The sequence below is a fragment of the Streptomyces sp. NPDC058701 genome (assembly GCF_042715295.1).
Classification (GTDB): Bacteria; Actinomycetota; Actinomycetes; order Streptomycetales; family Streptomycetaceae; genus Streptomyces.
Window position 1 is genome coordinate 130,081 of the sequence record NZ_JBHXSY010000019.1, and the last position, 10,803, is coordinate 140,883.

The window sequence follows — 10,803 nt, forward strand, 5'->3', positions numbered from 1 at the left end:
CTTTCTGTCGTGCTGTGTGGGGGAGGGGTGATCAACCGGTGAGCGTCCCCCCGAGTCCCGAGGCGACCTCCATGAGGTAGTCCCCGTAGCTGGAGGCCCTCAGCTCCTCACCCAGCCGGTAACAGGTGTCCGCGTCGATGAAGCCCATGCGCAGTGCGATCTCCTCGACGCAGGCGATGCGTACGCCCTGGCGCTGCTCCAGCAGCTGGACGTACTGACCCGCCTGGAGCAGGGAGTCGTGGGTCCCCATGTCCAGCCAGGCGAATCCACGACCGAGCTGGGTCAGCCGCGCCCGGCCCTGCTCCAGATAGGAGAGGTTGATGTCCGTGATCTCCAACTCGTTGCGGGCGGAAGGCTTGAGGTCCTTCGCCAGCTCCACCACGTCGTTGTCGTAGAAGTACAGCCCGGTGACCGCGAGGTTGGAGCGGGGACGGCTCGGTTTCTCCTCTAGCGACAACAGGTTCCCCTGCTCGTCGATCTCGGCGACGCCGTAGCGCTCGGGCGACTTGGACGGATAACCGAACAGTTCGCATCCGTCGAGACGTTGGAGGGAGTGCTTCAGGACGGTGGAGAATCCAGGGCCGTGGAAGACGTTGTCGCCCAGAATGAGCGCCACCCGGTCGTTCCCGATGTGTTTGTCGCCGACCAGGAACGCGTCGGCGACACCGCGCGGCTCGTCCTGGACCGCGTAGTCGAGGTGGATACCGAGGCGTGAGCCGTCGCCGAGCATGACCTGGAACGTCTCCACGTGCTGGCGCGAGGAGATGATGAGGATGTCCTGGATTCCGGCCAGCATCAGCACCGACAGTGGATAGTAGATCATGGGTTTGTCATAAACGGGCAACTGCTGCTTGGAAAGCGCACCGGTCAGCGGCTGCAGTCGAGTGGCGCTGCCCCCGGCGAGGATTATCCCCCTCACCTTGGGGCGTTTCAGCGGTGTCTCGAACACGGTTGGTCCTCCGGGGCATGTATTGCCGATATGGGGGGTGGAGACGCTGTCCGATGGGACCGGCCGGACCGGCGATCGCCTCGGACACAGCATTCACCCCGACCCGGGACCCGTAATCCGAACACAAGGAATGCGGTGTCGTGAATGCCGAGGGCGAGCAGTGCCTTTCGGTCTGCCGCGAGGCGGCGCGGCGCTTCCGAACCGCTGGGGATTCTCAGGCGGCGGCGAGGAAAGGAACCATGGCCGTGCCTCCTCCGCCGGAACGGTCTCCGGTACGGCGGGCTGTGCTCGGACGCCCTATGCCTCCGCCTGTTGCTGTTCCTGCCACGCCTGATAGGTCGGCAGTAATCCAAGACGTTCGGCCGTCGCGAGGGTCGGGGCGTTCTTGTCCCTGTCGGAGAGCAGCGGCTCGATGTCGGCCGGCCACACGATTCCGAGGTCCGGGTCGAGCGGATTGACGGAGCGCTCGCGTTCGGGAGCGTACCCGGAGGAGCACAGGTAGACGAGAGTGGCGTCGTCGGTGAGGGAGAGGAAAGCGCGGCCCAGTCCCGCGGTCAGATAGACGGCGGTGTTGCGTTCCGCGTCCATGGGCACGATTTCCCAGTGCCCGAAGGTCGGCGAACCGATGCGGACGTCCACGATGACGTCGAGGCCCGCTCCGCGCACACATACGCTGTATTTGGCCTGACCGGGCGGGATCTCGGTGTAGTGGATCCCGCGCAGCGCGCCGCGGTGGGACACCGCGACATTGACCTGGGCCACCGGGAAATCATGACCGAACGCCTGACGGAACCTCTCGCTCCGGAACCACTCGTGGGACCTCCCGCGATGGTCGGAGTGGATGACGGGTTCCTGCGACCAGGCCCCCTCGATGCTGAGTGGATGCATCGCGTTTTTTCCTTCGGACCGATTGATTGGGTACGGGGAGGGCCGGGGGGTCACGGCCGAGCCGATCAGCTGGAGCGTCTCCAGTAGGAACCCTGGCGATCGATCTGGTGGATCTCGTCCGTGATGCCGTGCTCGTCCCGGAACTCGTGGACGGCCTGCCGGCACGCCGGAATGCAGTAGTCGTCGACGATGACGTATCCGCCGACCGACACCTTGTGATAGAGGCTCGTGAGAACCTCCCTGGTGGCTGCGTACGAGTCCCCGTCGAGCCTCAGCACCGCGAGCTTCTCGATGGGCGCGGTGGGCATCGTGTCCTTGAACCAGCCGGGGAGGAACCGGACCTGGTCGTCCAGGAGCCCATAGCGTGCGAAGTTTCTTTTCACGGTCTCCACATCGACCGGGATGCTGAGGACTTCGTTGTACTGGCCGAGGTCGATGTCGACGTCCAGCTGGTGGTCGTCCTCGGTGGTCTTGGGGAAACCCTGGAAGGAGTCCGCGACCCACACCTTCCGGTCCCGCACGCCGTGTGCCTGGAAGACGCCGCGGGCGAAGATGCAGGCCCCGCCCCGCCAGACCCCGGTCTCCGCGAAGTCCCCCGGCACGCCGTCGCGCAGCACGTCCTCAAGGCACTTCTGTAGGTTGTCGAGCCGCTTGAGACCGACCATCGTGTGCGCGACGCGCGGGAAGTCCTCACCGACCGCGCGCAGTTCCGCGGAATACGAGCTGCTCGTTATGAGGCCGGCGACATTGGTCTGGTCCTCGTAAATCATGTTTGTCACGACCTTCTTTAGAAGGTCGATATACAGGTCTGCGTCTGCAGGTATGACTGTCATTTTCCTCACTTACGGGTAGCAGTGCCCAGCGGGCGGCTCGTTCGGGACGGGGGCCGCCCGGGCTGAATTCCCTGTATCCACGCCGATGAGGTGGGCGAGGTGGATGGGGTAGCCATCTAACCTCAGTGATCAGATTCGGGCAAGGGTCGAAAACGAGCCACGCCACGTGTCGATCCTGTCCGGAACCGAGGGGCATATGGTGCAGTGACGACCACGGCCGATCTGGCCGAACCTTGCTGCGGCGCTGACCGTGTGCTTGCATGTTGGACGTAGATCACCTTCTCCCGATTGCATTTAGGGTGAGGAAATCCTTGGAATCTTCAAAAGTCGTTCACAACAGTCCTACGGAACCAGGCGTCGCATGGCCCGTTGCGCGTACCTGCCCCTTTACCCTCCCCGATCAGTACGCTGAGAAGCGCAAGAACGAGCCCATATGTCGGGCTCAGGTCTGGGACGGCTCCAGAACCTGGCTCATCACCAAGCACGAGCACGTACGAGTCCTTCTCGCCGACCCCCGGGTCACCGTCGATCCGGTCAAGCTGCCCAGGCTTTCCGCCTTCGACGGCGACGGCGGAGGTTTCCGGTCCCTGCTGACCATGGACCCGCCGGACCACAACGTCCTCCGCCGCATGCTCATATCCGAGTTCAGCGTGCGCCGGGTCCGGGAGATGCGCCCGGGCATCGAGCGCACGGTGCACGGGCTGCTGGACGGGATCCTCGAACAGCGGGGACCGGTGGACCTGGTGGCCGAACTCGCGCTGCCGATGTCTACCCTGGTGATCTGTCAGCTCCTCGGAGTGCCGTACGAAGACCGCGAGTTCTTCCAGGAGCGCAGCGAACAGGCCACGCGGGTGGGCGGGAGCCAGGAGTCACTGGCCGCCCTCCTGGAGCTGCGTGACTATCTGGACCGGTTGGTCACCGCGAAGATCGAGACCCCGGGTGACGACCTGCTGTGCCGGCTCATCGCCAGTCGACTGCACACCGGTGAGATGCGACACGCCGAGATCGTGGACAACGCCGTGCTGTTGCTCGCCGCCGGCCACGAGACCAGTGCCGGCATGGTGGCACTGGGCATCCTGACGCTGTTGCGGCACCCCCGCGCCCTGGCGGAGTTGCGCGGCGACAGTACGCTGCTGCCGCAGACGGTCGACGAGCTCCTGCGTTTCCACTCCATCGCGGACGGCCTTCGACGGGCGGTCACGGAGGACATCGAGCTCGGCGGCATCACGCTGCGCGCCGGAGACGGCCTCATCATCTCGCTGGCCTCCGCCAACCGCGACGAGAGCGCCTTCGCCTCCCCGGACGGCTTCGACCCGCACAACCCGGCGAGCCAGCACGTCGCCTTCGGTTATGGCCCACACCAGTGCCTGGGACAGAACCTGGCCCGGCTGGAGCTGGAAGTCACACTGGGGGCGGTGGTGGAGCGCATTCCCACGCTCAGGCTGGCCGGCGAAGTCGACGCACTGCGCGTCAAACACGACTCGACGATCTTCGGGCTGCACGAGCTGCCCGTCGAGTGGTGACGGAAGGGGGACACAGCGTGCGGGTGACAGTCGAACAGAGCCGGTGCCTGGGAGCTGGCCAGTGCGAGCAGCTGGTACCGGAGGTTTTCCGCCAGGACGAGGAAGGACTGAGCCGGGTCCTGGTCACCGAGCCCGAGCCGGCGTCATGGCCGCGGGTGCTCCAGACGGTACAACTCTGCCCGGTACAGGCCGTGATCGTCGAAAAGGGCCCCGGTCACGCGCCGCAGGACACCAAGTGACCGCTGACCGCTGGGCCGGCCGCACGGTGCTCGTCACAGGAGCACTGGGGTTCATCGGCTCCCACTTCGTCCGACAGCTGGAGGCGCGCGGAGCCGAGGTGCTGGCCCTGTACCGCACCGAACGGCCCGAAGTGCAAGCCGAGCTGGCCGCACTGAGCCGGGTCCGCCTGATACGGGCGGAGCTGCGGGACGAGTCGGACGTGCGGGGAGCCTTCAAGTACCTGGCACCCTCCATCGACACCGTCGTCCACTGCGCGGCCATGGACGGCAACGCACAGTTCAAGCTGGAGCGCTCGGCCGAGATCCTCGACAGCAACCAGCGGACCATCTCCCACCTGCTCAACTGCGTGCGGGACTTCGGCGTGGGCGAGGTCGTCGTCATGAGCTCCTCCGAGCTGTACTGCGCGCCGCCCACCGCGGCGGCGCGCGAGGACGACGACTTCCGCAGATCCATGCGGTACACGGACAACGGCTACGTCCTGTCCAAGACCTACGGCGAGATCCTGGCCAGGCTCCACCGCGAGCAGTTCGGCACCAACGTCTTCCTGGTGCGACCGGGCAACGTCTACGGGCCGGGGGACGGTTTCGACCCCTCCCGGGGCCGGGTAATCCCGAGCATGCTGGCCAAGGCCGACGCGGGCGAGGAGATCGAGATCTGGGGGGACGGCAGCCAGACCCGGTCCTTCGTGCACGTCACCGACCTGGTACGGGCCTCGCTGCGCCTGCTGGAGACCGGCAAGTACCCCGAGATGAACGTGGCCGGCGCGGAACAGGTCTCCATCCTGGAGCTGGCCCGGATGGTGATGGCCGTCCTGGGACGGCCCGAGCGCATCCGCCTCGACCCCAGCCGCCCGGTCGGCGCCCCGAGCAGACTTCTGGATCTGACCAGAATGTCGGAAGTGATCGACTTCGAGCCCCAGCCCCTGCGGGCCGGGCTGGAAGAGACCGCTCGCTGGTTCCGCCTTCACAAGCGCTGAACCTCCTCTCGTACACCCCTGGAAGGTAACTCGTGGTCACACACGCCCCGAACTCGTTGATCAGTGAAATAATCCGGGCCTCCGGCGGGCATGACGCCGACCTCAAGGACCTGGCCGCCCGACACGCTCCGGCCGACATCGTCCGCGTGCTCCTGGACGAGATCACCACGCGCTGCCCCGCTCCCGTGAACGACGTCCCCGTCCTCGTCGAGCTGGCCGTCCGGGCGGGAGACCAGCTCTTCCCCACCTACCTGTACGTCCTCAAGGGCGGCCCGGTGCGCCTCGCCGCCAAGGACGAGGCGTTCGTCGCCATGCGCGTCGAGTACGAGCTGGGCGAACTGGCGCGGGAGCTGTTCGGACCGGTGCGGGAGAACGTCACCGGCGTGCGCCGGACCACCCTCTTCCCGTACGTCGCGGACGCGCGGTCGGAAGGCGAGAAGGACTCGGGAGCCGAGCACATCGGCACGCACTTCCTGGCCGCGCAGCAGGGCTCCCAGACCGTGCTGGCCGGCTGCCATTCCCACAAGCCGGACCTCAGCGAACTCTCCTCGCGCTACCTCACCCCGAAGTGGGGTTCGCTGCACTGGTTCACCCCCCACTACGACCGCCACTTCAGCAGCTACCGTGACCAGCAGGTACGCGTACTGGAGATCGGCATCGGCGGTTACAAGCACCCCGAGTGGGGCGGCGGCTCACTGCGCATGTGGAAGCACTTCTTCCATCGCGGTGAGATCTACGGCCTGGACATCGTCGACAAGTCGCACTTCGACGCGCCGCGCATCACGACCCTGCGCGGCGACCAGAGCGACCCCGACTGCCTGCGGTCGATCGCCGAGGAGTACGGCCCGTTCGACATCGTCATCGACGACGGAAGCCACATCAACGACCACATCCGTACGTCATTCCAGGCGCTGTTCCCGCATGTGCGGCCCGGCGGCCTCTACGTGATCGAGGACCTGTGGACCGCCTACTGGTCCGGCTTCGGCGGCAACGAGGACCCGAAGCAGTACAGCGGCACGAGCTTGGGTCTGCTCAAGTCCCTCGTGGACTCGATCCAGCACGAGGAACTGCCGGAGGCCGGCGGCCACTGCCCCGGCTACGTCGACCAGCACGTGGTCGGCATGCACCTCTACCACAACCTGGCCTTCATCGAGAAGGGCACCAACGCCGAGGGCGGCATCCCCCCGTGGATCCCGCGCGACTTCGAGACGCTGGTCGCCGTCTCCTCCGGGGGGCACGAATGAGGAGCCGTCGGCACCAGCCACCGGGACGCACCCGACCGGACGGCAGGGGGCCGGCATGCGCGTGACCCTGCTGAGCGTGGGATCCCGAGGCGACGTACAGCCGTTCGTCGCCCTGGGGATCGGCTTGAAGGCCCGCGGCCACGACGTCACCCTGGCCGCTCCCGCCACGCTGCAGCCGCTGGTCGAGCGCGCGGGACTGACGTACAAGCTGTCGCCCGGGGACCCCGACGGGTTCTTCAACATGCCCGAGGTCATCGAAGCGCTGCGGCGCGGTCCCTCGTTCAAGAACATGCTCGCGGGGATGCCCGAGGCACCCGAGAGCTACACGCAGCAGGTCGTCGACGCGATCCACGACGCCGCCGAGGGCGCCGACCTCATCGTGAACGCGCCCCTCACCCTGGCCGCCGCGTACGGGCACCCGCCCGCCCCGTGGGCCTCGGTGTCCTGGTGGCCCAACAGCATGACCTCGGCCTTCCCGGCCGTCGAATCCGGGCAGCGCGGGCTCGGTCCGCTGACGCCCCTGTACAACCGCTACACCCACCGCAGGGCGGCCCGCGACGAGTGGGAGTGGCGACGTCCCGAGGTCGACGGCTACCGGAAACGACTCGGCCTCCGGCCCTTCGGCGACGAGTCCCCGTTCCTCCGGCTGGGCCACGACCGCCCGTACCTGTTCCCCTTCAGCCCCAGTGTGCTGCCCAAGCCGCGGGACTGGCCGCGCCAGAGCCATGTCACGGGCTACTGGTTCTGGGACCAGCACTGGGAGCCGCCCGCCGAGCTGGAGGCGTTCCTGGAGGACGGTGAGCCCCCGGTGGCGCTCACCTTCGGCAGCACCTGGTCACTCCACCGGCAGGAGGAAGCCCTCCAGGCCGCCCTCGAAGCCGTCCGCGGCGTCGGACGCCGACTGGTCATGGTCGACGGGCCGGACGGAGACCTGCCCGACGACGTGCTCCGCCTGCACCAGGTGGACTACGCCACCCTGTTCCCCAGGATGGCCGCGGTGATCCACCACGGCGGCGCCGGCACGACCGCCGAAGTCGTACGGGCCGGAGTGCCCCAGGTCATCGTGCCGGTCTTCGCCGATCATCCCTTCTGGGCGGCCCGGCTGTCCAGAATAGGCGTCGCCGCCCGGCCGGTGCCCTTCGCCCGGTTCAGCCGGGAGGCACTGGCACAGAGCGTCCGTCAGGCGGTCACCGATCCCGCGATGGCGGTCCGGGCCAGGCGGCTGGGCGAACTGGTCTCCAAGGAACGGGGAGTGGACACCGCCTGCGACATCCTCGAGAAGTGGGCGGAGACGGCACGGGCCTCGGCCTGAGACGGCCACCGGCGGGCGGGCCCGGAACCCGCTCGCCCGCCGGCCGACGGCCCCCGGGACCGCGCCGCTACGCCGACAGCCGGTAGGCGGAGAGCCGCACGGAGAGCGTGACCCGAGACGGCACCGGCAGCCGTTGGATCGTCTCCAGATCCCGCTGCGCGTCACGGTGCCAGGCATTGGGCCCCATGCCGACCAGGTGCGCCAGAGCCTGGTGGTCGAGTGCCATGGTCCGGGTCAGCCGCTCCGTGGCGACGGCCGAGAAGTGCGGGGCGAGCTGCTCCGCGAGACGCGACTCCTTGCCTTCGTCCACCTGCAGCAGGCCGAGGGCGCCGATGACTTCCCGCAGGTGATCGGGCAGGGGAGTGACGACCAGGAGAACGCCACGGGGATGGAGAACGCGATGCAGTTCAGGACCGTTGCGGGGAGCGAACGTGTTGATCACCATGGCGGCGGCGCCATCCTGGAGCGGAAGCGTCTGCCAGGCGTCGGTGACGGCTGCCGCGATCCGCGGATGGGCCTTCGCGGCACGTCGCACGGCGTATTTGGAAATGTCCAGCAGCAGTCCCTCGGCATCGGGGAACGCGTCCATGACCTTGGCGTGATAATGGCCCGTTCCACCACCGATGTCGACCAGGCAACCGGGCACGGCCGGATCAGCCGTCCGCCGCGCCAGATCGACCAGCGCATCCATCACGGGGTCGTAGTGACCCACCGACAGGAATGCGTCCCGGGCCTCCACCATTTCCTTTGTGTCCGCTCGCAGCTTCGTCGCCCTGGGAAGCAGATTCACATAACCCTGCTTCGCGATGTCGAAGGAGTGTCCGGCGGGGCAGAAAAGTGCGTGGTCGCCCAGCGCCAGCGAAGCACCGCAGTGCGGGCAGGCGAGGCAGCGCACGATCCTGTTGAGCATGGGGCACCGTTCCTTCGGGCGAGTCGGCAGACCGGCCAACCTTAACGCAGGCGTCCGGCCGCCGACCGCCCGGCGCAGTGCCGAAGAACCACCGTGACGCGCACCCTCAGCGGGTGAACCCCCATTTCGCGCACCGTACGAAAACCGGCCCATTACCCGGCGATTCCTTATGGAATGCCGCGCATGTGGCCTCACTGATTTACCTCATTGATTTCAGCAAAATGCTGACAGTCGACCTGTTCTGTCAGCGTGACAGCCCCTATCGATCGACCAGGAGTTCCGATGGCCCCGAAGAGTGGTGCGCAGCGTTCGAGCGACATAGCCGTCGTCGGCATGTCCTGCCGCCTTCCGGGGGCACCTGGCATCGATGAGTTCTGGGAACTGCTGACCACCGGAGGCAGCGCGATCGAGCGTCGCGCCGACGGCACCTGGCGCGGCTCCCTGGAAGGGGCCGCCGACTTCGACGCCGTCTTCTTCGGCATGACCCCCCGCCAGGCCGCCGCCGCGGACCCGCAGCAGCGACTCATGCTGGAACTCGGCTGGACCGCCCTGGAGAACGCCGGGATCGTCCCGGGCAGCCTCGCCGGCACGGACACCGGCGTCTTCGTCGGCATCGCGGCCGACGACTACGCGGCACTCCTGCACCGGTCCGAGACCCCCGTCAGCGGCCACACCGCGACGGGCCTGAGCCGGGGCATGGCCGCCAACCGCCTCTCCTACCTCCTGGGCCTGCGCGGTCCCAGCCTCGCGGTGGACAGCGCGCAGTCCTCCTCGCTCGTCGCGGTCCACCTGGCCTGCGAGAGCCTGCGCCGCGGCGAGTCCGACCTCGCGATCGTCGGCGGCGTCAGCCTGATCCTCGCCGAGGACAGCACGGCGGGCATGGAGCTCATGGGTGCGCTCTCGCCGGACGGCCGCTGCTACACCTTCGACGCACGGGCCAACGGCTACGTACGCGGTGAAGGCGGAGCCTGCGTCGTTCTCAAGCCTCTGGACCGGGCACTGGCCGACGGGGACCGCGTCCACTGCGTCATCCGAGGCAGCGCAGTCAACAACGACGGCGGCGGCTCCACCCTGACCACACCCCACCGCGAGGCCCAGGAAGCCGTGCTGCGCGCGGCGTACGAACGGGCCGGGGTCGGCCCGGACCGGGTGTCCTACGTCGAACTGCACGGCACGGGAACACCGGTCGGCGACCCCGTCGAGGCGGCGGCTCTCGGCGCGGTGCTCGGCACGGCCCGGGGCCGGAGCACACCGCTGTCCGTGGGATCGGCCAAGACGAACGTCGGTCACCTGGAAGCGGCTGCGGGTCTCGTGGGACTCGTGAAGGCCGCCCTGTGCGTCCGTGAGGGCGCGGTACCGCCGAGCCTGAACCACGCGACGCCCAACCCCGTCATCCCCATGGACCGGCTCAACCTGCGCGTACCCACTCGACTGGAAGCCTGGCCGCAGCCGGACGAGCAGGCAACCGGCCGGCTGCGACTGGCCGGCGTCTCGTCCTTCGGCATGGGTGGGACGAATGCGCATGTGGTGGTGGAGGAGGCGCCGGTTCCGGAGGGTGGGGAGTTCGTCGGGGATGCCCCGTTGGCTGTGGTGCCGGTGGTGGTGTCGGGTCGTTCGGCGGGTGTGGTGGGTGAGCTGGCGTCCCGTATGGGGGAGGTGGCTGGGTCTGGTCGGTTGGTGGATGTGGGGTTGTCGTCGGTGGTGTCGCGGTCGGTGTTCGAGCACCGGTCCGTGGTGCTGGCGGAGGACTCTGCTCAGCTGAATACCGGTCTGGATGCCCTGGCGGCCGGTGTGGTGTCGCCTGGTGTGGTGTCGGGTGTGGTGTCGGGTGAGGGTGGCCGGTCGGTGTTCGTGTTTCCTGGGCAGGGGACGCAGTGGGCGGGGATGGCGGTCCGGTTGTGGGCGGAGTCGGGGGTGTTCGCGGAGTC

The 10,803-nt window shown here is 67.9% G+C and carries 10 protein-coding genes; 6 read left to right on the forward strand and 4 right to left on the reverse strand.

Annotated elements, in window-relative coordinates; all coding sequences use genetic code 11:
- Positions 1 to 31: 31 nt before the first annotated feature.
- The 3 genes from rfbA to ACFWW8_RS21685 form a co-directional block, all read right to left on the reverse strand.
- Positions 32 to 919 carry a glucose-1-phosphate thymidylyltransferase RfbA gene (gene rfbA, locus ACFWW8_RS21675; RefSeq protein ID WP_386530584.1) on the reverse strand — a complete coding sequence of 296 codons (888 nt, stop codon included), beginning with the start codon at positions 917 to 919 and terminating at the stop codon, positions 32 to 34.
- 327 nt (positions 920 to 1,246) lie between these two features.
- Positions 1,247 to 1,837: a dTDP-4-dehydro-6-deoxyglucose 3-epimerase GerF gene (gene gerF, locus ACFWW8_RS21680; protein ID WP_386530567.1), complete on the reverse strand. Its 591-nt coding sequence runs from the start codon at positions 1,835 to 1,837 to the stop codon at positions 1,247 to 1,249.
- A gap of 65 nt (positions 1,838 to 1,902) precedes the next feature.
- Positions 1,903 to 2,670: a TylF/MycF family methyltransferase gene (locus tag ACFWW8_RS21685; protein WP_386530568.1), complete on the reverse strand. Its 768-nt coding sequence runs from the start codon at positions 2,668 to 2,670 to the stop codon at positions 1,903 to 1,905.
- Between the two features lie 596 nt (positions 2,671 to 3,266).
- On the opposite strand from ACFWW8_RS21685, the gene ACFWW8_RS21690 reads away from it, so the two are divergent.
- From ACFWW8_RS21690 to ACFWW8_RS21710, 5 genes are read left to right on the forward strand one after another with little or no spacing between them, the layout of a single operon-like run.
- Complete coding sequence (locus ACFWW8_RS21690; RefSeq protein WP_386530569.1) at positions 3,267 to 4,193, forward strand: cytochrome P450; 927 nt, start codon at positions 3,267 to 3,269, stop codon at positions 4,191 to 4,193.
- Between the two features lie 23 nt (positions 4,194 to 4,216).
- Positions 4,217 to 4,432: a ferredoxin gene (locus ACFWW8_RS21695; RefSeq protein WP_386530570.1), complete on the forward strand. Its 216-nt coding sequence runs from the start codon at positions 4,217 to 4,219 to the stop codon at positions 4,430 to 4,432.
- Positions 4,429 to 5,409, forward strand: a complete 981-nt coding sequence (locus ACFWW8_RS21700) for an NAD-dependent epimerase/dehydratase family protein (protein ID WP_386530571.1) — start codon at positions 4,429 to 4,431, stop codon at positions 5,407 to 5,409. Before ACFWW8_RS21695 ends, ACFWW8_RS21700 begins: the two co-directional genes overlap by 4 nt.
- Before the next feature lie 32 nt (positions 5,410 to 5,441).
- On the forward strand, positions 5,442 to 6,653 hold the full coding sequence (locus tag ACFWW8_RS21705) for a hypothetical protein (RefSeq protein ID WP_386530572.1): 1,212 nt from the start codon (positions 5,442 to 5,444) through the stop codon (positions 6,651 to 6,653).
- 55 nt (positions 6,654 to 6,708) lie between these two features.
- Complete coding sequence (locus tag ACFWW8_RS21710; RefSeq protein ID WP_386530573.1) at positions 6,709 to 7,965, forward strand: glycosyltransferase; 1,257 nt, start codon at positions 6,709 to 6,711, stop codon at positions 7,963 to 7,965.
- Between the two features lie 67 nt (positions 7,966 to 8,032).
- On the opposite strand, the gene chrB is transcribed toward ACFWW8_RS21710, so the two are convergent.
- Positions 8,033 to 8,875 carry a 23S rRNA (guanine(748)-N(1))-methyltransferase ChrB gene (gene chrB, locus ACFWW8_RS21715; RefSeq protein ID WP_386530574.1) on the reverse strand — a complete coding sequence of 281 codons (843 nt, stop codon included), beginning with the start codon at positions 8,873 to 8,875 and terminating at the stop codon, positions 8,033 to 8,035.
- Between the two features lie 282 nt (positions 8,876 to 9,157).
- Between chrB and ACFWW8_RS21720 the strand changes: the two genes are divergently transcribed.
- On the forward strand, positions 9,158 to 10,803 hold a 1,646-nt coding region (locus ACFWW8_RS21720), incomplete at its 3' end, for a type I polyketide synthase (protein ID WP_386530575.1).

Excerpts from the sequence above, each read along its gene's own strand:
- gerF (WP_386530567.1), bottom strand. The coding sequence starts at position 1,837 with ATGCATCCACTCAGCATCGAGGGGGCCTGGTCGCAGGAACCCGTCATC.
- ACFWW8_RS21685 (WP_386530568.1), bottom strand. The coding sequence starts at position 2,670 with ATGACAGTCATACCTGCAGACGCAGACCTGTATATCGACCTTCTAAAG.
- ACFWW8_RS21690 (WP_386530569.1), top strand. The coding sequence starts at position 3,267 with ATGGACCCGCCGGACCACAACGTCCTCCGCCGCATGCTCATATCCGAG.
- ACFWW8_RS21710 (WP_386530573.1), top strand. The coding sequence starts at position 6,709 with ATGCGCGTGACCCTGCTGAGCGTGGGATCCCGAGGCGACGTACAGCCG.
- chrB (WP_386530574.1), bottom strand. The coding sequence starts at position 8,875 with ATGCTCAACAGGATCGTGCGCTGCCTCGCCTGCCCGCACTGCGGTGCT.